Source organism: Flavobacterium sp. FG68 (assembly GCF_057808895.1).
On the sequence record NZ_JBMDIY010000001.1, the window covers coordinates 1 to 25,209 of the forward strand.

Genomic DNA, 25,209 nt, shown 5'->3' on the forward strand with positions numbered 1-25,209 from the left:
ACCTAGAAAGACTGCACCAAAAACAGTTGTGTTACCATTACACCATAGACCAGCAATGCTGTTAAGCGGGTGCAAAATTAAACCTTTATTTAAATTGTGCAAATTTTTAAGCAAACTTTTTTGCATAAAAAAAAGCCTCTCGATTTGAGAGGCTTTTTACGTTGGTCTACTAGGACTCGAACCTAGAAAGACTGCACCAAAAACAGTTGTGTTACCATTACACCATAGACCAGCAGTGCTGTTAAGCGAGTGCAAATTTAAGGTTTTATTTAGTTTGCGCAAACTTTTTTGTCAAAAAAAATATTTTTTTTCATTCTTTTTCATTTTAAAGCCGTTCAAATTTTTCAAAGTTACTTATACACAACACATTAATATTTACAAATAGTTATTATAGAATTTTTTGTTAATGCTCGTTTCTTTACATAAAAAAACATTTTCTTTGTAGGATTGAAAAACATACAAAATTATAACACCTAAATATGGCACAATTCAATTTCAATAAATGGAATACAATTATTGGTTGGTTTGCATTTGCAATCGCTTTAATTACCTACACATTAACTGTCGAACCTACAATGAGCTTTTGGGATTGCGGCGAATATATTGCCACAGCAGCTAAACTAGAAGTTGGCCACCCGCCGGGAGCACCTTTATTCCAAATGATGGGAGCTTTCTTTGCCATGTTTGCTATTGATGCTCAGCATGTAGCCGTAATGGTAAATATGATGTCTGTTTTTTCTAGTGCCTTTACAATTTTATTCATGTTTTGGTCTTCTTCTATGATTTTAAAGAAAATCGTAGCGCGTTTTGCCGAAATCGATCAAAATAATTCTATTGTAATTTTAGGAAGTTCTTTTGTTGGAGCTTTAGCTTATACTTTCTCTGACAGTTTTTGGTTTAATGCTGTCGAGGCCGAAGTTTATGCAATGGCGTCTTTATTAATTGCATTACTATTCTGGCTTGGATTACGCTGGGAACAAGATATGGACAAACCAAAAGGGAATAAATGGTTATTAATCATTTCTTTGGTTGTTGGTCTATCTTTTGGAGTTCACTTTATGGCGTTATTAACGATTCCGTCAATTGGATTCTTATATTATTTTAAGCATTACGAAAAAGTTACCATTAAAAATTTCCTTATTGCCAATGTAGTTGTAATAGGAATTTTGTTGTTTATCTTCAAATTACTTTTGCCTTTAACGATGGCTTTTTTCGGTAAAACTGAAATTTTCATGGTAAACAGTTTGGGATTACCTTTTAATTCCGGAACTATTTTTGTGACTTTATTATTAATTGCTTTTTTCTATTTCGGATTAAAATTCACTAAACAAAAAGGATTGATTTTTTACAATACTATTATCCTTTGTACTTTATTTATATTAATTGGTTTCTCTACCTGGATGATGCTTCCTGTTCGTGCAAATGCCAATACGGTAATTAACGAAAACAAACCATCAGATGCTGCCGAGGTTTTAGCCTACTACAATCGTGAACAATACGGTGTAAATCCATTATTTTATGGCCCTCAATATACCGAAGTTTTCGCCGGTCTTGATGCTAACACTCCCTATTTAGACAAAAAACCTAACTACGAAAGAGACAATAAAACTGGTAAATATATTATTACCAACAATTATAAAAACGCAGAACAAAACAGCGACGACAATCAAAAAGCAATTCTGCCAAGAATGTGGAGTACCGAAACCGGACACATTCAAAACTACATTAGCTTTACAAATCCTCCTAAATTCCGAATCAATCCAGACTATAATTATGAGGATGATTTAGGGAAATATGGAATTGATGCAAGTCAATTAACCGAAGAAGAATACAACAAAGCAACTGGACAGCTTCGTAATGAAGTAGAAAAAACAATATCTGAATTCAGAAATGCTTATGCTCAAAAGCAAATTGACAACGAAGGTTATGTTAAGTTCTTAAAAAGCTACGGAGAATATCTTATCATCGAAAAACCAACTACTGGTGATAATTTCAGTTTTATGTTCGAATACCAATTTGGATATATGTACTGGAGATATTTAATGTGGAATTTTGTTGGACGTCAAAGCGATGTTCAGGGGAAATACGACAATTTAGACGGAAACTGGATTAGCGGAATCAAAGCGCTGGACTCTGTTCATTTGGGTTCTCAGGATAAATTACCATCTGATGTTTTAAACAACAAAGGACGTAATGTTTACTATTTCCTTCCTTTCATTTTAGGATTAATTGGAATAATGTATCATGCTAATAAAGACCTTAAAAGTTTTTATGTGCTTTTAGCTTTATTTTTATTTACCGGAATTGCCTTAAAAATCTATTTGAACGAAAGACCTTTTGAACCTCGTGAAAGAGATTATGCACTGGTTGGATCTTTCTATGTCTTTGCCATCTGGATTGGTTTTGGAGTTTATTCTTTATATGAAAGTATTCAGAAATATATCGCTCCAAAAATTGCCGGGCCAGCTATTATTGCAGTAAGTTTATTGGCTGCGCCGGTTTTAATGGCTTCTCAAAACTGGGATGATCACGACAGATCAAACAGATATACTGCTGTTGCAATGGCAAAAGCATATTTAAGTTCGTGTGATAAGGATGCTATTTTATTTACTATTGGTGACAACGATACATTCCCGCTTTGGTATGCTCAGGAAATTGAGCATTTTAGAACCGATGTTAAGATTGTAAATACAAGTCTTTTCATGACAGATTGGTATATCGACCAAATGAAAGCAAAATCATATGAATCTGATCCTTTACCAATATCATTTACACATGATCAATATGTTGGGGATAAGTTAGATTATGTAGCTCATATTCCGAAGATTGAAACACGCTGGAACATCAAAGATTTCCTTGATTTTATTAAAAATCCAAAGTCAACTGTAGGTTTACAAAACGGACAGACAATTCACTTTTATCCAACAAATAAAATTAGAGTGAATGTTGACAAAAACATCATTCTTAAAAACAAAGTTGTAAATCCTAAATATAATGATTCAATTGTTCCTTATATGGATATTGACATTAAAGGAAGTGCTCTTTACAAAAACAGATTAATGATGCTGGATATTTTAGCTAATAATAACTGGAAACGTCCAATTTATTTTAGCGGAGGTGCTTTTGATGATGAAGATTATTTATGGTTAAAAGACTATCTGCAATTAGACGGTATGGTTTATAAATTAGTTCCTGTTAGAAACGTGCCTTCTAAAGATGGCGGGCCAATGGATATGGGACAAATTGATGCCGATAAAATGTATGATATCGTAATGAAATGGGACTGGGGTAACAGCGAAAGCGAAAAAATCTATCACGATCCTGAAACCAGAAGAAACAGTATCACATACCGTACTAACTTGTCTCGTTTAGTAGACGAACTTATTGCCGAAGGTAAAATTGACAAAGCTAAAAACGTAATTAATTTAGCAATGACAAAAATGCCATTGGATAAATTTGGTTATTATTCTTTAGTGGAGCCATTTGCAGGCGGATATTATAAAGTAGGAGAAACAGCTAAAGCGCATGATTTATTAGATAAACTAGTAAATAAATACAAAGAAAATCTAAACTATTACGCTACTCTGCCTCCAACTGACCAAACTGATTTAGCAATGGATATTATTACAGATATTGAGCGTTACAGAAGTTTACTTCATGTTATGAGAGAAAATAAAGACAAAGCTTTCTACGAAAAACATAAAACAGTATTTAATACGTATGTAAATGTTTTTGAACGTTTTGGACGCGAAAAAGAATAATAATATACGAAAAATATATTGATTAAAAAAATGCAGTGCTTCTTGATAAAAAGCGCTGCATTTTTTATTTTTACGTAGATATAAATAAAATCAAAATGAGCTTTTATTGGGTAAAAACTAATTCATTTATTAAAAAGGTGTTTTCTAAATATTGTTGGGATATTCCAAACAACGAAAAGAAAATATACTTAACGTTTGATGACGGCCCAACCCCAGAGATTACAGACTGGGTTTTATCTGAACTTAAAAAGTTTGATGCAAAAGCTACTTTCTTCTGTATTGGAAAAAATATTAAAGCCAATTTATCTTTATTCGAAAAATTAATCACAGATGGACATTGTATTGGAAACCATACAATGAACCACGTAAATGGCTGGAAAATACATACGAATGAGTATATCGAAAATGTAAATAACTGCGCTAAGATTTTAGAAGAAGAAATAAAACCGAACAATTTAATATTTCGTCCGCCTTACGGGAAAATTAAAAAAGCGCAATCAAAGATTTTACGCAAACTTGGCTATAAAATAATAATGTGGGATGTTTTAAGTGCGGATTTCGACCAAAGTATAACTCCTGAAAAATGCCTTGAAAACGTTACTAAAAATGTAAAATCGGGAAGCGTAATTGTATTCCATGACAGCATAAAAGCATCGCCAAATTTAAAATTTGCTTTACCAAAAACGCTGCATTTTTTAAAAGAGAATGGATATAAGTTTGATATTATTCATTAGAAAACCCGAACAATATCTTATTTCTGAAGTATTTTATACGTCGAATTGATCCTGAACAATTCCGATAAGTGTATTTGCATCAAGTTCTCCAGATTGTCTCCAGATCATTTGTCCTTCTTTATAAATCATTAAAGTCGGAAGTCCTTTAATTCGTAATGCTTCGGCCAGTTCCTGATTTTTATCAACATCAATTTTAATTACCTTCGCTTTGTCTCCAAGCGCAGCCGCAACATCCTTTATTACCGGATGCATCAATACTGATGATTCGTTCCAATCTGTGTAGAAGTCAATTAACACTGGAACCTGAGCATTTATAAGTTCTCCAAATTTTGACATAAAACCAAAAATTTAATTCTTTTAATCTATTAAAAAGATATAATTAATACAAATGTAGCATTTTTAACGAATTAAGCCACATTCTTACCTTTTTTTAGTTCAATAACCGTGATTTCAGGCATAATTCCAACTCGTCCAGGATAAGCATGAAAACCAAATCCGCGGTTCACATAAACATATCTTCCGGCTTCTTCATAAAGTCCTGCCCATTGTTTATAAATGTATTGCGCCAGACTCCATTTAAAATATCCCGGAATTTCAATTCCAAACTGCATTCCGTGCGTATGACCAGATAAAGTTAGATGAAAGTTTTTAGGATCTTTTTTCACTTCATATTCCCAATGGCTTGGATCGTGGCTCATTAAAACTTTAAAATCAGTTTCCTGAAGTCCTTGCGAAGCTTTTTTCAAATCTCCGGCCTTCTTAAAATTCTGTCCCCAGTTTTCAACACCAACTAAAGCAATTTTATCTGCACCTTTTTGAATGTATTTATTTTCATTTAACATCAAATCAAAACCTATTTTACCATAAAGATTTTTGATTTCTGCAAAGTTCTCATCTTTTTCTTTTTCAGAAGGCCAAGTCACATATTCGCCATAATCATGATTTCCTAAAACAGCATATTTTCCGTACTTGTAATCTTTAATTCTGCTGAAAGTTTCCAGCCACGGATGCATTTCTTTTGCGTGAGTATTTACAATATCTCCAGTAAACAAAATCATATCAGATTCCTGTTCATTAATCAAATCAATTGCATAATTAATTTTATCAGGATTATCAAAACTTCCGCTGTGAACATCAGAAATCTGTGTTATTTTAAAACCATCAAATTCATCTGGAAGATCCGGAAAAAATATAGTCTGTTTGAATACTTTAAAATTATATTTCCCTTCGAAAATTCCGTAAATCAAAGATAAAAAAGGAACCGCAGCTAATCCTAAAGCAATCTGACTGACAAACTTACGTCTGTCCGGCATCATTTCTTTTCTAGGCGCATTATACATGCAATAGTTTAATATACTGGCTCCGATTCTAAAAATATCTTCTCCAAACATTACAAGTGTAAGCACAATTTTAGGAACATAAACCAATAACATTAATCCCATTGTAAACATGGTTTGTTTGGTCTGCCCAACAGAACGGTCAAATTGCGTAAAAGAATATATTATGAAAACTAAAAGCAGTACACTAATAATTTGATAGCTGATCAATACCCATCTTAATTTGATTAAAGTACGAAAGGCTTGATACGAATAGAACTCAATAAATAGAAAAAGAGCACATAGAATTACAAAACGAAGGATCATTTATTTACAGTTTTAAGCAAAGTAACAAAGAATGAATATTCTATCGCTTTTTATTATCAAAAATTTAACTCAAATAATAGCAAAAGCCGATAGATTTCTCTATCAGCTTTTGCAACCAAATTATTTAAAACCTTTAGTCTACAACAAAGTTTATTCAATAAACCTTTATCGCATTATTTTTGAGCTTTTGCCGCTTCTGGCTTAGCTTCTGCTTTTTTAGCTTTTTTATCAGCTTTTTTCTCTTTTTTAGCAGCTTTTGCTTCTTTTGCTGGAGTTTCTTTTACTGGAGTTGTTTGAGCATTTACCATTGCAGTTGTTCCTAAAACTGCTACCGCTAATAAAATTAATTTTTTCATGATTGTTGATTTTTGTGATTACTACTTCTTTATTTATAGCTCAAAGATAGAATCACTAAATGAAGACAAAATGAAGATTGAACCAATCTGAAAAAATTAACTTTTAATTGTGTTTTTGCATCTCCGGAAACAATAAAGTAAATGTCGTTCCTTCGTTTATAAGAGAATTAACTTTAATTTCTATATGATGAAAAACAGCAATACTCTTAGCAATGGCAAGGCCTAACCCCTGCCCTTCCTGATCTGAGCTTACTCTGGCAAAGCGGTTGAAAATATTTTCGATTTGCGATTCGTTTAGACCAATACCAGAATCAGTAATGGAAATAAAATATTGATTTTGCAAAAACCCATCAGAAACAATAATACTTCCGTCCGGCTTATTATACTTTATGGCATTCGTTACTAAATTATAGATTAAAATATGAATTAAAGTTTTGTTTCCTCTAAAAACAAAATCATGGTCCATTTTTTTAACGAAGGCAATTCCTTTATCATCAATACGATCCTGCAAATCTTCCTGCAAATCCTTTATTATTTCCTGAAAACTGATATTTTCATTGGCTTCGTATTGATTGTTTTCAATTCGGGAAATCAGCAGTAAATTATTGATGATTTTTTTCAGCATATCAAGCGTTTTCAATGAACCTGCGATTTTATCCACCGCATTATCATCTAAAGAATCATTTTGCAATAAATTTTCCAGCTTGTTTTTCAATAAAGCAATTGGAGTTAAAAGCTCGTGCGAAACATTAGAAATAAACTGTTTTTCTTTTTTAAAAAGTTCTGCAATACGATTCATCATTTGGTTTAAAACCAAATCTAATTCCCTAAAATCTCTCGATTTTGCATTTATGGGTGTATGATCAAAAACCTCCGGTTCATTGACCCGCCTTATTTTAGTATCGATAATTTTATAAAAAGGTTTCAGTAAATATTCGATATAAAAAGTATCGGCCAAAAAAGTAACCAAAAGAATAACGACCAAAACTACAATTATAAAAAGCTTTATAATAAAAGTCAAGTCTTTTACTTCGCTTAAACTGCTCCCAATTTCGAGTTGATATTCTTCATTTTGATAACTAAAATGATGCTGCAGAATTCGGTATTCATTTTCTTCACCTTCAATAATTCTATATTCATTACTGAAAGAAGTTTTCTTTTGATGCGGTTTTATAGGAACTCTGGAAAGAACCAAAAATTCGCTGTGAAGTGTAGAAAACTGCGAATAGGTTTCCGTCGAATCATCTGCATTTTCGATAAAATCATTAATTTCCTGTTGATTTAAATGATCAATGAATTTCTGTTTCTTTTCGATTAATCCATTATTAATATGTCTGTAAACCACATTTTCGACCAAAATAGGAAGCATGAGCCATAAAACCAAAATCACCAACAATCTTGTTAGTGCATTAAATATGGCCAATTGATGTTTTATCTTCACAAAAATCTATTTATTCATTAATACGATAACCAACATTTCTAACGGTTTCAAACCAATCAATCGAAGTATGTTTGTCTAATTTTTTTCGAAGGTTACGAACGTGTACGTCTATAAAATTAGAATCGGAGTTTACCTCCAGAATATCGCCCCAAATATGTTCTGTCAATTGCAGTCTTGTAATTACCCGGTTTTTATTCAGAACTAAATATTGAAAAATATCAAATTCTTTTTTAGTCAAACTTAAAGGCACATCATTAAAACTCACTTTATAATCCTGAAGCTGCAGTAAAAATCCGTGAATACTTAAATTGTTTAAAGTAAAACCATGAATCCTGCGAATTACAGCAAATAATCTTGCTGCTAATTCGGTCAATGCGAAAGGTTTAGTCAAATAATCATCGGCACCAAGATGAAGCCCGTTAATCCTGTCGTCTAATTCTCCACGCGCCGTCAGCACAATTACCGCAATTTTTGATTTTGTTTTTCGAATAGTTTGTAAAACCTCAAAACCATCTCCGTCCGGCAGACCAAGATCAAGCAGCATCGCATCATAATCATTGCTTGCAAATTCTTCAAGAGCATCGGCACAGCTATTGGCAATTTTACAAATATAACCCGCATTGCACAAAAAGTCATAAACCTCTACTGCAAGTTCTTTATTATCTTCAACAATTAAAACATTCATAAAAAAGGCATTTAAACGCAACTAAAATTAATCAATTATCAAAAGTCCGGTTACGTGTTATTAAAAAATTAACGAATAAAAAAAGCTGACAAATTTCTTCATCAGCTTTCTTCAATCGCATTCATCATAATCATTATTCCTGTTTTGCCTCCGTTACAATGCTTCGAAAACAAAACGAGAGTAATTCTTATTTTTTCACGGTTGCAGCTTCGTCTTTTGGAGCTTGAGCTTTTGCCTTTTTGTTTCCTTTATGATGGTGTTTTGTCGCTTTAACTTCTTTTGCAGGCGCTGCCTGAGCTGGAGTTGTTTGAGCATTTACCATTGCAGTTGTTCCTAAAACTGCTACCGCTAATAAAATTAATTTTTTCATGATTTTAAATTTTTAAATTAACCAACCTTTTTTTCTAAATTATCTTTTTGTTTATTTTTTTGTTTTTGCTGTTTCTGCTTTTGGAGCTTCACTTTTTACTGATTTTGTTTTTTTATCAGTTTTGCTTTTCGGGTGTTTTGTTGCTTTTACTTCTTTTGCAGGAACTGTTTTACCATCTTTTGCAGGAAACGCATGAACCATTGCGCTTGTTCCTAAAACTGCTGTTAATACCATCAATAAATTTCTCATGATTTCTAAGATTTAAATTAATTACCTTTTATTTTACAGATCAAAATTACCCCCATAACATGAAGACAAAATGAAGAAATCCCTGAATAAAAAAAATTAACTTGACATTAACGCTTTGCTCGTTTTTCCACCATATAAGTTATATAAGTTCATTTAATATATAGGACGCAACTAATCGTTATGTATTAAAATGCGGAGACGCACTGCAGTGTGCCTCTACGGGTACGTCTTTGCTAAAATGAACTTATATAACTTATATGGTGGAAAAAAAAACTCGTTAGTCTAATTTTTGAGGACCCAATTGTTTATTTTTACAGACTAATAATTTTTATATGTCAACTCAAAAACGCCTTTTTCTTCTAGATGCTTATGCATTAATTTTTCGCGGCTATTATGCCTTTATAAAAAACCCGAGAATAAACTCAAAAGGAATGGACACATCTGCAATTATGGGTTTTATGAACTCACTTTTAGATGTTATTAAAAGAGAAAAACCAGATCATCTTGCTGTTGCTTTTGACAAAGGCGGAAGTCATGTAAGAACGGAAATGTTCGTAGAATATAAAGCCAATCGTGATGAAACGCCTGAGGCGATTAAAATTGCAGTTCCCTATATTCAGGAATTATTAAGAGCCATGCATATCCCGATTATTGAAATCGAAGGTTGTGAAGCCGATGATTTAATTGGAACTATTGCCAAACAAGCCGAAAAACAAAATTATAAGGTTTTCATGGTAACGCCGGATAAGGATTTTGCGCAATTGGTTTCTGAAAATATTTTCATGTACAAGCCTGCCCGTATGGGTAACGGAATCGAAATTTGGGGAATTCCCGAAGTTTTGGCAAAATTTGAAATCGAAAGACCTGAACAAGTTATAGACTTTCTAGGAATGATGGGCGACGCCGTGGATAATATTCCGGGATTGCCTGGAGTTGGTGAAGTTACCGCTAAAAAGTTCCTAAAAGAATTTGGTACAATGGAAAACCTTTTAGACAATACACATTTACTAAAAGGAAAAATGAAGGAGAATATCGAAGCGAATAAAGATAAAGGTATTTTGTCTAAAAAACTGGCAACGATTATCTGCGATTGCGATGTTGTTTTTAATGAAGATGATTACGAACTTTCTCGCCCTGATATTGAAAAAACAGATGCTATTTTTCAGGAACTGGAATTTAGAAGAATGGCGGAACAGTTTGATAACTTATTTAAAGTGGGTGGCGGAAATGAATTAGCAAATAGTGCTCCGGCAGCCGATCCTAAATTATACAAAAAACCACAGCCAAAGAACGAAGACCAATTTGATCTTTTTGGCGGAGGCGGAATTACTCTTGATGAAAGTGCAGAAGCTGCAAGAAATTCATTTTACAATACTTTAGAAAATACTGAGCATTTTTACCAAATCATTCAGGGCGATTTGGGTATTAAAATGCTTTTACAGAATTTACAAAAGCAGACTTCAGTTTGTTTTGATACCGAAACTACAGGAATCGATGCGTTGCATGCAGAACTTGTGGGAATGTCTTTCTCTTACGAAAAAGGAAAAGCATTTTATGTTCCGTTTCCGGAAAGTCAGGAAGAAGCAAAAGCTTTAGTAGACAAATTTGTTCCGTTTTTTGAAAATGAAAACATCGAAAAAATTGGACAGAACTTAAAATACGATTTAAAAATTCTTGCTAATTACGGAGTTACGGTAAAAGGAAAACTTTTTGATACCATGATTGCGCATTATTTGATTAATCCGGATATGCGTCATAATATGGATATTTTGGCCGAAACGTACTTAAAATACTCACCAAAATCAATTGAAACCTTAATTGGTAAAAAAGGAAAAAATCAGCTTTCGATGCGCGATGTTCCTTTAGAAGATATTAAAGAATATGCTGCAGAAGATGCTGATGTTACTTTACAATTAAAAGAAATCTTTACTACAGAATTAGACAAAACAGAAACTAAAAAGCTGTTTGATGAAATCGAGATTCCGTTAGTAAGTGTTTTAGCTGCGATGGAAACAGAAGGAATTCGCCTTGATGTTGATTTCTTAAAACAAATGTCTGGAGAGATGGAGATTGAAATCAAATCTTTAGAAGAACAAATTTACGAAACTGCGGGCGAGAAATTTAATCTTGCGTCTCCAAAACAATTAGGAGATATTTTATTTGATAAACTTAAAATTGGCGGAGCAAAGCAAAAGAAAACCAAAACGGGTCAATATGCAACCGGAGAGGAAGTTTTGACTTATTTAGCAAACGACAATCCTATTGTAAAACAAATTTTGGACTGGCGTCAAATGGTGAAATTACAAAGCACTTATATTTTGGCTTTGCCGGAACAAGTTGATAAAAAAACATTACGAGTTCATACCGATTATATGCAGACTGTTGCCGCAACTGGACGTTTGAGTTCTAATAATCCGAATTTACAAAACATTCCGATTCGTACGGAAAGAGGACGTCAGATTCGTAAAGCTTTCGTGGCGCGCGATGAAAACCACACTTTAATCTCTGCCGATTACTCGCAAATTGAATTAAGAATTATTGCTGCTTTAAGCGGTGAAGAAAATATGATTGCAGCGTTCCAAAACGGTGAAGATATTCACAGAGCAACCGCAGCAAAAGTTTTTGATGTAGCGCTTGAAGAAGTTTCACGCGAACAAAGAAGTAATGCTAAAACGGTAAACTTTGGAATTATATATGGTGTTTCTGCTTTCGGATTAAGTAATCAGACTTCATTATCTCGCGGTGAAAGTGCAGCTTTGATTGATGCTTATTACAAAACGTATCCGAGATTAAAATCATATATGCAGGATCAGGTTGATTTTGCGCGTGAAAACGGTTATGTACAAACTATTTTAGGTCGTCGCCGTTATTTAAAAGATATTAATTCTGCGAATGCCGTTGTGAGAAGTGCTGCCGAACGAAATGCTGTAAATGCACCAATTCAAGGAAGTGCTGCCGATGTGATTAAAATTGCCATGATTAACATTCATAAAAAATTACAAGACGAAAACTGGAAATCCAGAATGCTGCTGCAAGTTCATGATGAGCTTGTGTTTGATGTGCACAACGACGAATTAGAAAAAATCCAGCCAATGATTAAACACGAAATGGAAAATGCTTTCAAAATGGCGGTTCCTTTAGAAGTCGAATTAGGTTTGGGTAAAGATTGGCTAGAAGCGCATTAATGCCATTTTAGATTTTTGATTGTTGATTTTAGATTTATGAATCAAGAACAATCAACACAATCTTGTCATTGCGAGGAAGGAGAAATCTTCGCGAGAAGCTCGACAAAGATTGGATCCTCATTGCGGAGTTACTTGCGGAGATTTCTCCTTCGTCGAAATGACACTAAACATAAAAAAAGGACTGTTCTTTCGAACAGTCCTTTTTTTATGGATTATATTTTTTACAATTAAGCCTTTCTTGTAGACTCTCTTTCTTTCAATTTTGTTTTGATGATGATCGTTTCGTAATCAGAAGTTTCACCTTCTGGTTCTTCCAGTCTTTCGATTAGTTTTTTGGCAGCAACTTCACCAATTTCAATTCCGTGCTGGCTTACTGTTGTTAAACTTGGAGACAAACGTCTTGAAGCCAAGATTCCATCAGCAAAACCAATTATCGAAATATCTTCCGGAACTTTGTATCCTTTTTTCAAACTTACTCTTAAAGCCGCAACTGAATCATTTTCATCTAAAGCAAAAATCGCATCAACTTTATTGTCAAAAATAGCGTCAATCTTAGCTTTCATATCATCTTCAGAATCGGTACGAAGAATAATTTTTTCGTTTACCGGAATATTATTGTCTTTTAAAGCTTTTAAATAGCCATCAGCTCTTAATTTTCCAACACTTAAATTATCTACAGAAGAAATTAAGGCGATATTTTTACAGCCTAAATTAATTAAATGCTGCGTTGAGTTTAAAGCCGAATCAAAATCATCTACTACAACTTTATCACATTCTACTTCATCAGCAATTCTGTCAAACATTACAATTGGCGTTCCGTCATTAATAATAGCCGAAAAGTGATTGTAATCTTGCAGCTTTTGTGCTTCTTCAGAAACCGAAAGAATAAATCCGTCGATAGTTCCGTTGCTTAACATTTCAAGCGTATGAATTTCTTTCTCTAAAGATTCGTTCGAAATACACGTAATTACATTATATCCTTTTTTATCGGCAACCTTTTCGATGCCGCTAAAAACCTTTGCAAAAAAGGAGTTTAATATATTAGGTATAATTACACCAATTGTTTTGGTTTTTCGATTCTTCAAGTTCAGACCAATAACATTCGGTTTATAATTTTTGAGTTTGGCATACTCTTTAATCTTCACCTTCGTCTGCTCACTTATTTCCGGGCTGTCGTTTAGTGCTTTAGACACTGTAGACACAGAAACACCTAGTTCCTTCGCAATTTGTTTTAGAGTTGCTTTAGCTTTCATCTAATAAAAGTTTATGTAATTAATACAAATATAGTAGAATTACCGAAAATAAAACAAAAAACCCCTACCACTATTTGAAATAATAGTATCTATTCGAAATAATTCTAAAAAAGAAGAAATTTCTGAAACCGCATGTCTAAAAATTTCGTTAATAAACTTAATAGAATGTTATTAACTTAATAAAAGCCTAGATTATGAAAAACGAAGTTAAAATTCAGGAAGTCAACCCTTCCCTGGATAGCAGAAGGAGCTTTCTGAAGCTCAGTGGACTAACATTAGTTACCGCAGGTTTGGTTTTAGCTGGTTGCAGCGACAATGATAACGATGACAATATGGAGGATAATTCCTTACCTGGAGTCAAAAATGGTGTTTTTGACTTAGGCTCAGGAGACTTTGGTGTTCTAACTTATGCGTACGCCTTAGAGCAGTTAGAAGCCGATTTTTACACTAAAGTGGTAAATGCCTCCAACTTTAATACTGTATTTAATGACACAGAACGTCAGGTCCTTACAGATCTTTACCATCACGAAGTAGTTCACAGAGATTTTTTTAAAGCCGCTTTAACCGGAGCGCTTCCAGATCCTGGTTCTCAATTACTTCCTTCTTTAGCCTTTAGTTATGGTGCTTTAAATTTTAATAGCCGTACCGAAGTTTTAGCTACCGCAAAAGCACTTGAAGATACTGGTGTTGCTGCTTATAATGGAGCAGGCAGACTTATTAAAAGCCCTGATTATTTATTATTAGCCGGAAAAATTGTTTCTGTAGAAGCCAGACACGCTTCTGCCATTAGAAGTTTGATCAACCCGAATTCAAAAGATTTTGCCGGAGATGATATTATAAGCACTTCAACCGGATTAGACGTTGCAAAAGATCCGTCAAAAATCCTACCAGTTGCTGCAGGATTTATTACCACAAAATTCACGGCAAACTATTTACCTTAATCTTAACTAGCTAAAAATTAGAAATTATGAATATTTTAAAATTTATAGAAACCTTTACTGATGACAGCTTAATGAAAAGCACTGGTTCCAGAAGAGACAGTTTTACGCAGTTTGGGAATATCGGAAAAAACCTGGCAATGGCATCAATTCCTTTTGGATTAGCTGCTTTTACTAATAAAGCTTTTGCAAAAGACATAACGGCAACACCAGCGACACCAATTGGAGCTTTGCAGTTTGCATTGACTCTGGAATATCTGGAAAACGAATTTTACGCCATGGCATTAGATTCAGGGGTTATTCCGGCTTCTGAAAACGGCGGACGCGATTTAAAAGTTTTTCAGCAAATCGCTGCGCACGAAGCAGATCATGTTTCGTTTTTAATTGCGGGACTTGGCGGAACAATGAGTGCTAATTTTGTTCCAAAGCCTACTTTTGACTTTACTGTAGGCGGAGCATTTGATCCTTTTAATGATTATCCTACCTTTTTGGCATTGGCACAAGCCTTTGAAGATACAGGTGTAAGAGCCTATAAAGGTCAGGCCGCTAACTTAATATCTACACCAGATTTACTGACAGCAGCATTACAAATTCACTCAGTTGAAGCCAGACACGCTTCTGAAGTTAGAAGACTGCGAGGTTTAAAAGGCTGGATCTCTAATGCTGAAAGAGGTGCCGGAATGCCGGCAGCAACGCAGGCTGTTTATGATGGCGAAGGAGTAACGATGCAAGCAGGCTTCAATACAGCCTCAGCATTTGGTGCTGCCGCAGGATCAGAAGCTTATGATGAACCGTTAACGACACAACAAGTGGTCGATATCGCCAATATATTTATTGTTTAGTTAAAAATAAGGTTAATTTTGAACCGTCCTCGCGTTATTGTGAGGACGGTTTTTTTATGGTTTTAAAAATAAAAACTGAAAGCCTGATTTTCAGGATATAAAATATTCTTTTCAGGTATTTGGTTTTAAAATAATTAATTGTACTTTTGCATCCCCTTTATTGGGGATGGAATGTTTAATTAAAATAATATTATGGACGCATTAAGCTACAAGACAATTTCAGCTAGCAAAGCCACTGTAACTAAAGAGTGGATTGTTGTTGATGCAGAAGGTCATAACTTAGGTCGTCTTGCTTCAAAGGTTGCGATGATCTTAAGAGGTAAGTACAAGCCAAGTTACACACCGCACGTTGACTGTGGAGATAACGTAATTGTTATCAACTCAGAAAAAATTAACCTTACAGGTACAAAAATGAATGACAAAATTTACATGCGTCATACAGGTTACCCAGGAGGACAAAGAACTTTAACTGCTAAAGTATTGCAATCTAAAAACCCTGCATTATTAGTAGAAAAAGCTGTAAAAGGAATGTTACCTAAAAACAAATTAGGAGCTGAACTTTTTAGAAATCTAAATGTTGTTGTAGGTGCTGAGCATACTCACGGAGCTCAAAAACCTAGAACTGTTAACCTAAACGATCTTAAGTAATGGGAGTTATTCACAAAATCGGTAGAAGAAAAACCGCTGTTGCACGTGTATATGTTTCTGAAGGAACAGGTAAAATCACTGTAAACAAAAAAGAATTCGCAACTTACTTTCCAACTGCAACTTTACAATACAAAGTATTACAACCATTATCTATGACAGAAAATGCTAGTAACTTTGATGTAAAAGTAAACGTTTACGGAGGTGGTTCAACTGGTCAGGCAGAAGCTGTAAGAATGGCATTAGCACGTGTAATGTGTGAAGTGAACATCGAAAACAGAGCTATCCTAAAACCAGAAGGTTTATTAACAAGAGACCCTAGAATGGTTGAACGTAAGAAATTCGGTCAGAAGAAAGCTCGTAAGAGATTCCAATTCTCTAAACGTTAATATTACCTGTCTTGTTCAGATGGGACAAGACATTATCAATTATTTATTGAAATTAAAAAACACAGTTATTGTTGCTCTCCTATCGAGGTAGGATATAGTTTAGCATCTAAATGTATAAAGCCAGAGAAATCGCCATTTATACATTGCTAATCAACAGAACGTAAACTAGTACAAAAATGGCAAACAAAATAGAAGTAAAAGAATTACTAGAAGCAGGTGTTCACTTCGGACACATGACTAGAAAATGGGATCCAAACATGGCTCCTTACATTTATATGGAGCGTAATGGTATTCACATTATCAATCTATATAAAACTGCAGCTAAAATTGAAGAAGCTAACGAAGCTTTGAAAAAAATCGCTGCATCAGGTAGAAAAATTTTATTCGTAGCTACCAAAAAACAAGCTAAAGACATCGTTGCTGATAAAGCAAAGGCTGCAAACATGCCTTACATCACTGAAAGATGGCCTGGTGGAATGCTAACTAACTTCGTAACTATCAGAAAGGCAGTTAAAAAAATGTCTTCTATTGATAAAATGAAGAAAGATGGTACTTTCATGACGTTATCTAAAAAAGAGCGTTTGCAAGTTGATCGTCTACGTGCTAAATTAGAGAAAAACTTAGGTTCAATCGCTGATATGTCTAGACTACCTGCAGCATTGTTCGTAGTAGATATCAAAGCTGAACACATCGCAATAAAAGAAGCACAAAAATTAAACATTCCAGTTTTCGCAATGGTTGATACGAATTCTGACCCAAGAGAGGTTGATTACGTTATTCCTGCAAATGATGATGCTTCTAAATCAATTGACAAAATTTTATCTTTAGTGACTACTGCAGTTATCGAAGGTCTTTCTGACAGAGGTTCTGAAAAAGAAGTTGAAGTAGCTGAAGAAGCTGCTCCTGCTGCTGAGGCTGAAGCTGCTCCTGCAACTGAAGAATAAATCAAATTTAAATTCCAAATTTTAAATTCTAAAATCCAAACCACAAATTAAAAACGTTATGTTGATAATTTAATAAAATTGGAGTTTAGAATTTAAAAGATGGAATTTTTACTTTTAACATTAAAATTCAAAATATTATGGCAACAATTACTGCTGCAGACGTAAATAAATTAAGACAATCTACAGGTGCCGGAATGATGGACTGTAAAAAAGCTTTAGTTGAAGCTGATGGAGATTTCGATAAAGCTATACAAGTCCTTAGAGAAAAAGGACAAAAAGTTGCTGCTAACCGTTCTGACCGTGAGTCTTCTGAAGGAGCTGCTGTTTCTTTTGTTAATGCTGACAACACTAAAGGAGCGATCATCACTTTAAACTGCGAAACTGATTTCGTAGGTAAAAATGAGGCTTTCGTAACTTTAGCTAAAGATTTAGTAGAAAGAGCTATTAACTTCTCTTCTAAAGAAGAATTCTTAGCTTCAGATTTCAACGGAATTACTGTTGCTGAAAAATTAATCGAGCAAACTGGTGTTATCGGTGAAAAAATCGAAATCGGTGGTTTTGAAATTTTAGAAGGTGCTTTTGTTGGATCTTATGTTCACGTTAACAAAATTGCTGCATTAACTGCAATTTCTGCTGCAATTCCTAACGCTGACGTTTTAACTAAAGATGTTTCTATGCAAGTTGCTTCTATGGGAGCTGATACATTATCTTACAAAGATTTTGATCCTGCTTTCGTTGAATCTGAACTTGCTGCTCGTATTGCTGTAATCGAAAAAGATAATGAAGAAGCAAAACGTTTAGGAAAAACTTTAAAAAATGTTCCTAAATACATTTCTTACTCTCAATTAACTCCAGAAGTTTTAAAACAAGCTGAAGAAGATGCTAAAGCTGAATTAAAAGCTGAAGGTAAACCAGAGCAAATTTGGGACAAAATTATCCCAGGAAAAGTACAGCGTTTTATCTCTGACAACACTACATTAGATCAAGAGAAAGCTTTGTTAGATCAAAACTTTATCAAAGATGATAGTAAAAAAGTTGGTGATTACGTTAAAGGATACAACGTTGAAATTACAGGTTTCAAAAGAGTTACTTTAGGTTAATATATTATTATTTCAATATAAAAAGCCCGAATATTAATTTATTCGGGTTTTTTTATTTTCAGTTTTTAGCTCTCAACTGGAAAATTTCTCGCACGCATCAAAGCGTCAGATTTTGGAGCATGTCCTCTAAAATGCTCATACATACTTTCATTATCTACACTATTCCCAACACTTAAAACAATGTCATAAAGACGTTCGGCAACTTTTTTATCATAAGGCCCATCAGCTTCCAGAAAAGCTTCATAAGCGTCTGCATTTATTACGTCGGCCCATAAATAACTGTAATATCCCGCTGCATATCCGTCACTTGAAAAAATATGGGCAAATTGCGGAATTCTATGTCGCATTACAATCTCTGACGGCATATTAATTTCTGCCAAAACATCTTTCTCAAATTGATGTGGATCTACAGTTTCAGTTGTTAAATGCAGTTTCATATCTACAAAAGAACTCGAAATCGTTTCGACAGTTGCAAAACCTTCATTAAAATTCGCCGCTTTTTCTATTCTTTCTACCAAAGATTCAGACAATGGCTGATTTGTTTTATAATGAAGTGCAAACTTATTCAGCACTTCTGGAGTTGCCAGCCAATGTTCCAGTAATTGCGAAGGAAACTCAACATAATCTCTCGCAACCGAAGTTCCTGACAAACTAGGATAAGTAACATTTGAACATAAACCGTGCAAAGCGTGCCCAAATTCATGGAATAAAGTTGTCGCATCATCCCACGAAATCAATACAGGATCATCACTATTTCCTTTTATAAAATTGCAGTTATTCGATACTATAGGCAGTATACTTTGTTTTATTTTCTGCTGATCTCTATGCGAATTCATCCACGCTCCAGAACGCTTGCCAACACGTGCATAAGGATCAAAATACCACAATCCGATTAATTTACCTGTATTCTTATTATTCACTTCCCAAACGCGAACATCAGGATGATAAACCGGAACATCAAATAATTGTTTAAATCCTAAATTAAATAATTCACCCGCAACCCAAAACATGGCTTCACGTAAATTTTCTAACTGAAGATATTGTTTTATCTCATTTTGGTCTAAATCATATTTTGCTTTGCGCACTTTTTCTGCATAATAACGATAATCCCAAGGTTGAATTTTAAAATTTCCGCCTTCGTTATTTACCATTTCCTGCATTGCAGCAACATCATTTTTTACTTTTTCAACAGCTGGCTTCCATACCGATTCCATTAAATCTAAAGTCTTCTGTGGGTCTTTAGCCATTTTATTAGACAAACTCCACTCAGCAAAATTCTTAAAGCCTAATATTTTGGCTTTCTTCGCACGTAATTGTAAAATTGAAACCAGCGTTTCATTAGTATCATTTTGATTCTTGTTATCACCACGTTTTACAAAAATATCAAATGCTTTTTCTCGTAAATCTCTTCGATTTGAAAAAGTCAAAAACGGTTCTATTGAAGATCTTGTGTTGCCAATACTAGCTAAACTATTCAGCTTTCTTTCTTTCGCTTCAGCAATGGCTGCGTTTTTAAATTCCTCAGGCAAACCATCCAAATCATTTTCAGATTTTAATTCTAAAAACTGATCATTTTCTTCTGCTAATAATTTTTGGCTGAAAAGAGTAAAAAGCCCGGCAAGTTCCTGATTAATTTTGGCTACTTCCTTTTTATCTTCTTCATTTAACTCCGCCCCTTCTCGAACAAAATCGGTATAATAAAGCCAAAGCAAACGCTGTTGTTCAGCATTTAAATTTTTACTTTCGGCACTTTTATATAGTTTTTCAATTCTTAGAAACAGCTTATCGTTTTGATATAGTTTATCACTAATCTCTGCCAATTTTGGAGACATTTCTGTATCAACCACATTAAATTCAGGACTGCTTAAATTGGATCTGTAAATTCCGTAAACGGCATGAATTCTGTCCAGTTTTTCGCCAGAAAGCTCTAAAGCAACAATTGTATTATCAAAAGTAGGTTCTTCAACATTGTTTGCAATTGCATCAATCTCCTCTAATTTTTCCTGAATAGCAAACTCAATTGCGGGTTTAAAATCAGAGATTTTATATTTTGTAAAATCCGGAACTCCGCCATAAGCACCAGACCATTCCTGAAGTAACGGATTATTTAAATCTATTTGTGTTTTCATAATAAAATGCATTAATAATTTTCTGCTTAAATAGTTTCCAAAAAAAATAAGCAGCAACTCAAAATTAACCAATCAAAAGCAAACTTCAAACGAACTCATTAATCCATTTCGAACATTTGAAGAAATAGTTTAAATTTGAATCATTATAACCAAAATAACATGTTTAAAACCCGAAAAGAAATTGTTTTTGTAGTTCTATCAGGAATATTTATAACCAATGCCGTTGTGGCTGAACTTATTGGAGGAAAATTAATTCAGATTGGTCCTTTTGTAATGAGTATAGGGATTTTACCCTGGCCGATTGTTTTTCTAACTACTGATTTGATTAATGAATACTTTGGCGAAAAAGGAGTAAAAAAACTCTCTTTTATAACTGCTTGTTTAATTTCTTATGCATTTTTAATCTTATTTATGGCGATTGTAATTCCAGCAGCAAAAGGAATCAGTCCAGTTAATGATGAGCAGTTTCATGCCGTTTTTGGACAAAGTATGTGGATTATCTTCGGAAGTATTGTTGCTTTTATGGTATCACAGTTAATCGATGTTTGGATTTTTTGGTTTTTCAAAAAAAGAACCGGAGAAAAGAAAATATGGTTACGAGCAACTGGTTCTACTGTAATTTCTCAATTATTTGACTCTTTTATTGTACTGGGAATTGCTTTCTGGCTTCCCGGAAAAATCGATTTTAAAACTTTTATCACTTCTGGGCTAACAGGTTACATTTTCAAACTTTCGGTTGCGGTTGTATTAACTCCTTTAATTTACCTTGGACATCATTTGATAAAAAAATATTTGGAACAAGATCTTACTATCAAAGATTAAAGCTAACTTGTAGTTATGAAAAAGACAATTGCCACGCTATTTCTTTCAATTACCTGTTTTTTGATGGGCTGTGGCAACGATGAAAAAAAGCAGCCGAAACGAAAAACAATTTATCCTGTCGATAAATTAAATCCGGCTTCTGCAAAAACATTCAAAAAAACACCATTAAAAACTATCGGGATATCTAAAGATCTTGCTCATAATTCTGCAACTAACAAACGAAATCATTTTTCATCAAAAAAGGAAAGCCAAAGCAGACCACAAATTCAAAATCAACAAGTTGAGACAGAAAACGCTAACATAAGCTGGAATGAAGAAGAAAACAAATCTTTGGTAACATTTGGCAATCTAAAAAAAATACTTTCTCTCAGTAAAATTGGACAGACTTTAAATCAGAAACAATTAACTGAAAATTTTGAAATCCCTAAAGAAGCCGTAAAACTTGTAAAAAGTATTACAAAAACTTCTGAAGATGAAATAGCCATAAAATGGCGGTCGACCTGGTTTATTGAAAAAGTTTCAGATGGTAAATTCAAAGATGGTCTTATGAAAATTACTTTTAAAGCTAATAAATTATATACATCAGGAACAACAATTGGCATTAAGTACGACAAAAAAATCCATAATGAATTGATCATAATTGGTCGTTCTGCTTATATTCCGGGAGTAAAAGGATATAGCTGGCAAATAGGAAAATAATGAAAAACGAAGATCAAGTAAGATGCGGCTGGTGCTCAGCCAGTGATTTATACAAAAAATATCATGACGAAGAATGGGGAGTTCCTGTTTATGATGATGCATCTTTATTTGAGTTTTTAATTTTAGAAACTTTTCAGGCTGGATTAAGCTGGATTACCATTTTAAATAAAAGAGAGAATTTCAGAAATGCCTTCGATCATTTCGATTATAAAAAAATTGCCAATTATTCTGAAGATAAAATTGAAGAATTATTGCAGAATACCGGAATCATCCGAAATAAACTTAAAGTTAAAGCAACTATTTCAAACGCTCAGGCTTTTATGAAAGTTCAGGAAGAATTTGGAAGTTTTTCAGAGTATATATGGAAATTCACCGATGGAAAACCTATCGACAATAATCCCAAAACTTTAAAAGACGTTCCGGCAACTACTCCTCTTTCAGATGCAATCAGCAAAGATTTAAAAAAACGCGGATTCAAATTCGTAGGCTCAACCGTTATTTACGCTCACATGCAGGCAACCGGAATGGTAAATGATCATATCAAAGACTGCTGGACGAGAAAAAAATAGTTTCCAGTCGTTAGTCGCAGTTTTCAGTGACAGTTTTCAGTTTTTTTGAACCTGAAACTTGAAACCTGAAACTTTTAAACAAAAATTACATATATTTGCTTCACACTTTAGGGGTGTCTACAACTTGTAGGCTGAGATTTTACCCTCTGAACCTGATCTAGTTCATACTAGCGTAGGGAAAAGTAAGATGACTTCTGCATGCATATTTTTATGCGTTCTTGTAGCCATTCCTAGAGTAAAGATGCACCATAGTGTATCTGTAAAAAACTCTAAACTCAGAAGGAATGGAACTAAAAATCAATCAACAAACCAAACATTTCAATGCTGAATCGCTAAGCGTTCAATCATTGCTCGATCTCGAAATTCCGCACAAACAAAACGGAATTGCCGTTGCTATTAATAATACCGTTGTTCCAAAAACCAAATGGAACGAATTCCTTGTACAAGAAACTGACGAAATTTTGATTATTTCTGCCACGCAGGGAGGCTGAAATTCCAATATAAAAATTTCAAATTCCAATTATATACTGGACGTAGACTCTACAGAAACAAATGCGTTAAAAAACATAATCCATATCAACTTGAAACTTTAAACTTCAAACCTGAAACAAAAAACACGATGACAACAGAAGAACAAATATCCAGAACCCCATTTCCGAATTCTAAAAAAGTTTACATTGATGGCGAAATTCACCCGATAAAAGTAGCGATGCGTGAGATTCATCTTAGCGACACGAAACTTTCAAACGGTGGGATCGAAAAAAATCCTCCAGTAACTGTTTATGATACTTCTGGTCCATACACAGATCCAAATATTGAAATTGATATTCGAAAAGGTTTACCACGCTTACGCGAAAGTTGGATTCTTAATCGAAATGATGTTGAAATTCTAGGCGAAATCACATCAGATTATGGTCAAAGCCGATTGAAAGATGAAAACCTGAATCATCTTCGTTTTGAATATTTGCATCAGCCAAAACGTGCTAAAAAAGGCGCAAACGTAACGCAATTGTATTACGCCAAAAAAGGAATAATTACTCCGGAAATGGAATATATTGCGATTCGCGAAAATCAGCGTATTGAGCTTTTAAACGAACAAACGAAAGCTATGCAATGCCAGCACGGCGGTCATAGTTTTGGAGCCAATACACCAAAAAGTAAAATCACTCCGGAATTCGTTCGCGCAGAAGTGGCTTGCGGAAGAGCTATAATCCCAAACAATATCAACCATCCTGAAAGCGAACCTATGATTGTGGGTCGTAATTTCTTGGTGAAAATTAATGCCAATATTGGTAACAGTGCTGTGACTTCAAGCATTGAAGAAGAAGTAGAAAAAGCTGTATGGGCTTGCCGCTGGGGCGCTGACACCATTATGGATTTGTCCACAGGAAAAAATATTCACGAAACCAGAGAATGGATTATTCGAAATTCACCAGTTCCAATTGGTACCGTTCCAATTTATCAGGCTTTGGAAAAAGTAAAAGGAATTGCCGAAGATTTAACTTGGGAAATTTTCCGTGATACTTTAATCGAGCAGGCAGAACAAGGTGTTTCTTATTTTACAATTCACGCAGGGGTTTTACTTCGATACATTCATTTAACTGCAAATCGTGTCACAGGAATCGTTTCGCGCGGTGGCTCCATTATGGCAAAATGGTGTTTATTTCATCATAAAGAAAACTTCTTGTACACGCACTTTGAAGAAATCTGCGAAATCATGAAACAATATGATGTAGCTTTTTCTTTAGGAGATGGTTTACGTCCGGGCTCCATTGCCGATGCCAATGATGCTGCACAATTTGCAGAATTAGAAACTTTAGGCGAATTAACCAAAATTGCATGGAAACACGATGTTCAGGTTTTCATTGAAGGTCCGGGACATGTACCAATGCACATGATTAAAGAAAATATGGACAAACAATTAGAGCATTGTCATGAAGCCCCATTTTATACTTTAGGGCCTTTAACGACAGATATTGCACCGGGTTACGATCATATCACATCGGCAATTGGAGCGGCAATGATTGGCTGGTATGGCTGCGCTATGTTGTGTTATGTAACACCAAAAGAACATCTTGGTTTACCAAACAAAAAAGACGTAAAAGATGGTGTGATCACTTATAAAATTTCGGCTCATGCTGCCGATTTGGCAAAAGGTCATCCAGGAGCACAATATCGAGATAATGCATTGAGCAAAGCCCGTTTTGAATTCCGTTGGGAAGATCAGTTTAATCTAGCTTTAGATCCAGATACCGCAAGAGAATTTCACGATGAAACGCTTCCAGCAGACGGTGCAAAAGTGGCGCATTTCTGTTCTATGTGCGGCCCAAAATTCTGTTCTATGAAAATATCTCAGGAAATTAGAGATGTTGCTGCCGCAGAACAAGGAATGAAAGAGAAATCAGAGGAGTTTATTGAGCAAGGGAAAGAGATTTATATTTAGAGTTTTAGAAAA

At 34.2% G+C, this 25,209-nt stretch carries 23 protein-coding genes, 1 tRNA gene and 1 riboswitch; of the genes, 14 read left to right on the forward strand and 10 right to left on the reverse strand.

Annotated elements, in window-relative coordinates:
- Window positions 1–161 precede the first annotated feature (161 nt).
- Window positions 162–232 (reverse strand) — tRNA-Gln (locus tag ACODSB_RS00005).
- Window positions 233–479: 247 nt separating this feature from the next.
- On the opposite strand from ACODSB_RS00005, the gene ACODSB_RS00010 reads away from it, so the two are divergent.
- Window positions 480–3,761: a glycosyltransferase family 117 protein gene (locus ACODSB_RS00010; RefSeq protein ID WP_488935559.1), complete on the forward strand. Its 3,282-nt coding sequence runs from the start codon at window positions 480–482 to the stop codon at window positions 3,759–3,761.
- Window positions 3,762–3,856: 95 nt separating this feature from the next.
- Window positions 3,857–4,495 carry a polysaccharide deacetylase family protein gene (locus ACODSB_RS00015; protein ID WP_053474395.1) on the forward strand — a complete coding sequence of 213 codons (639 nt, stop codon included), beginning with the start codon at window positions 3,857–3,859 and terminating at the stop codon, window positions 4,493–4,495.
- A gap of 33 nt (window positions 4,496–4,528) precedes the next feature.
- On the opposite strand, the gene ACODSB_RS00020 is transcribed toward ACODSB_RS00015, so the two are convergent.
- From ACODSB_RS00020 to ACODSB_RS00050, 7 genes are all read right to left on the reverse strand, one after another.
- Entirely contained in the window at window positions 4,529–4,831 is a 303-nt protein-coding gene (locus ACODSB_RS00020) for a thioredoxin family protein (protein WP_053474396.1), read from the reverse strand.
- Between the two features lie 71 nt (window positions 4,832–4,902).
- Window positions 4,903–6,138: a metallophosphoesterase gene (locus ACODSB_RS00025; RefSeq protein ID WP_309840920.1), complete on the reverse strand. Its 1,236-nt coding sequence runs from the start codon at window positions 6,136–6,138 to the stop codon at window positions 4,903–4,905.
- Between the two features lie 173 nt (window positions 6,139–6,311).
- Entirely contained in the window at window positions 6,312–6,494 is a 183-nt protein-coding gene (locus tag ACODSB_RS00030) for a hypothetical protein (RefSeq protein ID WP_180856371.1), read from the reverse strand.
- A gap of 103 nt (window positions 6,495–6,597) precedes the next feature.
- Window positions 6,598–7,935 (reverse strand): sensor histidine kinase, encoded by a 1,338-nt coding sequence (locus ACODSB_RS00035; protein WP_488935560.1) that lies wholly within the window; start codon window positions 7,933–7,935, stop codon window positions 6,598–6,600.
- Between the two features lie 10 nt (window positions 7,936–7,945).
- Window positions 7,946–8,620, reverse strand: coding sequence for a response regulator transcription factor (locus ACODSB_RS00040; protein ID WP_488935561.1), 675 nt, complete (start codon window positions 8,618–8,620; stop codon window positions 7,946–7,948).
- Window positions 8,621–8,807: 187 nt separating this feature from the next.
- Window positions 8,808–8,990: a hypothetical protein gene (locus ACODSB_RS00045; protein ID WP_488935562.1), complete on the reverse strand. Its 183-nt coding sequence runs from the start codon at window positions 8,988–8,990 to the stop codon at window positions 8,808–8,810.
- Between the two features lie 51 nt (window positions 8,991–9,041).
- Window positions 9,042–9,239, reverse strand: coding sequence for a hypothetical protein (locus ACODSB_RS00050; RefSeq protein ID WP_488935563.1), 198 nt, complete (start codon window positions 9,237–9,239; stop codon window positions 9,042–9,044).
- 332 nt (window positions 9,240–9,571) lie between these two features.
- Between ACODSB_RS00050 and polA the strand changes: the two genes are divergently transcribed.
- Entirely contained in the window at window positions 9,572–12,424 is a 2,853-nt protein-coding gene (gene polA / locus ACODSB_RS00055) for a DNA polymerase I (protein ID WP_488935564.1), read from the forward strand.
- 227 nt (window positions 12,425–12,651) lie between these two features.
- On the opposite strand, the gene ACODSB_RS00060 is transcribed toward polA, so the two are convergent.
- Window positions 12,652–13,677 carry a LacI family DNA-binding transcriptional regulator gene (locus tag ACODSB_RS00060; protein WP_488935565.1) on the reverse strand — a complete coding sequence of 342 codons (1,026 nt, stop codon included), beginning with the start codon at window positions 13,675–13,677 and terminating at the stop codon, window positions 12,652–12,654.
- Between the two features lie 194 nt (window positions 13,678–13,871).
- On the opposite strand from ACODSB_RS00060, the gene ACODSB_RS00065 reads away from it, so the two are divergent.
- From ACODSB_RS00065 to tsf, 6 genes are all read left to right on the forward strand, one after another.
- Complete coding sequence (locus tag ACODSB_RS00065) at window positions 13,872–14,618, forward strand: ferritin-like domain-containing protein (RefSeq protein WP_053472629.1); 747 nt, start codon at window positions 13,872–13,874, stop codon at window positions 14,616–14,618.
- A gap of 26 nt (window positions 14,619–14,644) precedes the next feature.
- A complete protein-coding gene (locus tag ACODSB_RS00070; protein ID WP_053472628.1) occupies window positions 14,645–15,457 on the forward strand; it encodes a ferritin-like domain-containing protein in 813 nt (270 codons plus the stop codon).
- Window positions 15,458–15,649: 192 nt separating this feature from the next.
- Window positions 15,650–16,105: a 50S ribosomal protein L13 gene (rplM, locus tag ACODSB_RS00075; RefSeq protein ID WP_026983738.1), complete on the forward strand. Its 456-nt coding sequence runs from the start codon at window positions 15,650–15,652 to the stop codon at window positions 16,103–16,105.
- Window positions 16,105–16,491 (forward strand): 30S ribosomal protein S9, encoded by a 387-nt coding sequence (gene rpsI, locus ACODSB_RS00080; protein ID WP_017497947.1) that lies wholly within the window; start codon window positions 16,105–16,107, stop codon window positions 16,489–16,491. The genes rplM and rpsI overlap by 1 nt, the downstream gene beginning before the upstream one ends.
- A gap of 176 nt (window positions 16,492–16,667) precedes the next feature.
- Window positions 16,668–17,435, forward strand: a complete 768-nt coding sequence (gene rpsB, locus ACODSB_RS00085) for a 30S ribosomal protein S2 (protein WP_017497948.1) — start codon at window positions 16,668–16,670, stop codon at window positions 17,433–17,435.
- A 137-nt stretch (window positions 17,436–17,572) separates the two neighbouring features.
- Window positions 17,573–18,535 carry a translation elongation factor Ts gene (gene tsf, locus ACODSB_RS00090; RefSeq protein WP_488935566.1) on the forward strand — a complete coding sequence of 321 codons (963 nt, stop codon included), beginning with the start codon at window positions 17,573–17,575 and terminating at the stop codon, window positions 18,533–18,535.
- A gap of 65 nt (window positions 18,536–18,600) precedes the next feature.
- Here the strand turns inward: tsf and ACODSB_RS00095 are convergent, their stop codons facing one another.
- The gene (locus ACODSB_RS00095; RefSeq protein ID WP_488935567.1) at window positions 18,601–20,664 is read right to left on the reverse strand and encodes a M3 family metallopeptidase; all 2,064 of its coding nucleotides are present in this window, start codon (window positions 20,662–20,664) and stop codon (window positions 18,601–18,603) included.
- 159 nt (window positions 20,665–20,823) lie between these two features.
- On the opposite strand from ACODSB_RS00095, the gene ACODSB_RS00100 reads away from it, so the two are divergent.
- From ACODSB_RS00100 to thiC, 5 genes are all read left to right on the forward strand, one after another.
- Window positions 20,824–21,486, forward strand: a complete 663-nt coding sequence (locus tag ACODSB_RS00100; RefSeq protein WP_488935568.1) for a queuosine precursor transporter — start codon at window positions 20,824–20,826, stop codon at window positions 21,484–21,486.
- Between the two features lie 15 nt (window positions 21,487–21,501).
- Window positions 21,502–22,185, forward strand: coding sequence for a hypothetical protein (locus ACODSB_RS00105; protein ID WP_488935569.1), 684 nt, complete (start codon window positions 21,502–21,504; stop codon window positions 22,183–22,185).
- Window positions 22,185–22,754 (forward strand): DNA-3-methyladenine glycosylase I, encoded by a 570-nt coding sequence (locus ACODSB_RS00110; RefSeq protein ID WP_488935570.1) that lies wholly within the window; start codon window positions 22,185–22,187, stop codon window positions 22,752–22,754. Before ACODSB_RS00105 ends, ACODSB_RS00110 begins: the two co-directional genes overlap by 1 nt.
- Before the next feature lie 99 nt (window positions 22,755–22,853).
- A riboswitch (TPP riboswitch) is annotated at window positions 22,854–22,950 on the forward strand.
- Window positions 22,951–23,038: 88 nt separating this feature from the next.
- Window positions 23,039–23,245, forward strand: a complete 207-nt coding sequence (thiS, locus tag ACODSB_RS00115; RefSeq protein WP_053472622.1) for a sulfur carrier protein ThiS — start codon at window positions 23,039–23,041, stop codon at window positions 23,243–23,245.
- A 128-nt stretch (window positions 23,246–23,373) separates the two neighbouring features.
- Complete coding sequence (gene thiC / locus ACODSB_RS00120; RefSeq protein ID WP_488935571.1) at window positions 23,374–25,197, forward strand: phosphomethylpyrimidine synthase ThiC; 1,824 nt, start codon at window positions 23,374–23,376, stop codon at window positions 25,195–25,197.
- Window positions 25,198–25,209 lie beyond the last annotated feature (12 nt).

Bases quoted from the DNA above. Each gene is read 5' to 3' on its own strand.
- thiS (WP_053472622.1), top strand. From the start codon at position 23,039: ATGGAACTAAAAATCAATCAACAAACCAAACATTTCAATGCTGAATCG.
- ACODSB_RS00100 (WP_488935568.1), top strand. From the start codon at position 20,824: ATGTTTAAAACCCGAAAAGAAATTGTTTTTGTAGTTCTATCAGGAATA.
- tsf (WP_488935566.1), top strand. From the start codon at position 17,573: ATGGCAACAATTACTGCTGCAGACGTAAATAAATTAAGACAATCTACA.
- ACODSB_RS00040 (WP_488935561.1), bottom strand. From the start codon at position 8,620: ATGAATGTTTTAATTGTTGAAGATAATAAAGAACTTGCAGTAGAGGTT.
- ACODSB_RS00015 (WP_053474395.1), top strand. From the start codon at position 3,857: ATGAGCTTTTATTGGGTAAAAACTAATTCATTTATTAAAAAGGTGTTT.
- ACODSB_RS00030 (WP_180856371.1), bottom strand. From the start codon at position 6,494: ATGAAAAAATTAATTTTATTAGCGGTAGCAGTTTTAGGAACAACTGCA.
- ACODSB_RS00095 (WP_488935567.1), bottom strand. From the start codon at position 20,664: ATGAAAACACAAATAGATTTAAATAATCCGTTACTTCAGGAATGGTCT.
- ACODSB_RS00025 (WP_309840920.1), bottom strand. From the start codon at position 6,138: ATGATCCTTCGTTTTGTAATTCTATGTGCTCTTTTTCTATTTATTGAG.
- rpsB (WP_017497948.1), top strand. From the start codon at position 16,668: ATGGCAAACAAAATAGAAGTAAAAGAATTACTAGAAGCAGGTGTTCAC.
- rpsI (WP_017497947.1), top strand. From the start codon at position 16,105: ATGGGAGTTATTCACAAAATCGGTAGAAGAAAAACCGCTGTTGCACGT.
- ACODSB_RS00110 (WP_488935570.1), top strand. From the start codon at position 22,185: ATGAAAAACGAAGATCAAGTAAGATGCGGCTGGTGCTCAGCCAGTGAT.
- ACODSB_RS00020 (WP_053474396.1), bottom strand. From the start codon at position 4,831: ATGTCAAAATTTGGAGAACTTATAAATGCTCAGGTTCCAGTGTTAATT.
- ACODSB_RS00050 (WP_488935563.1), bottom strand. From the start codon at position 9,239: ATGAGAAATTTATTGATGGTATTAACAGCAGTTTTAGGAACAAGCGCA.
- ACODSB_RS00105 (WP_488935569.1), top strand. From the start codon at position 21,502: ATGAAAAAGACAATTGCCACGCTATTTCTTTCAATTACCTGTTTTTTG.
- ACODSB_RS00070 (WP_053472628.1), top strand. From the start codon at position 14,645: ATGAATATTTTAAAATTTATAGAAACCTTTACTGATGACAGCTTAATG.
- ACODSB_RS00010 (WP_488935559.1), top strand. From the start codon at position 480: ATGGCACAATTCAATTTCAATAAATGGAATACAATTATTGGTTGGTTT.
- polA (WP_488935564.1), top strand. From the start codon at position 9,572: ATGTCAACTCAAAAACGCCTTTTTCTTCTAGATGCTTATGCATTAATT.
- ACODSB_RS00060 (WP_488935565.1), bottom strand. From the start codon at position 13,677: ATGAAAGCTAAAGCAACTCTAAAACAAATTGCGAAGGAACTAGGTGTT.
- thiC (WP_488935571.1), top strand. From the start codon at position 23,374: ATGACAACAGAAGAACAAATATCCAGAACCCCATTTCCGAATTCTAAA.
- ACODSB_RS00045 (WP_488935562.1), bottom strand. From the start codon at position 8,990: ATGAAAAAATTAATTTTATTAGCGGTAGCAGTTTTAGGAACAACTGCA.
- rplM (WP_026983738.1), top strand. From the start codon at position 15,650: ATGGACGCATTAAGCTACAAGACAATTTCAGCTAGCAAAGCCACTGTA.
- ACODSB_RS00065 (WP_053472629.1), top strand. From the start codon at position 13,872: ATGAAAAACGAAGTTAAAATTCAGGAAGTCAACCCTTCCCTGGATAGC.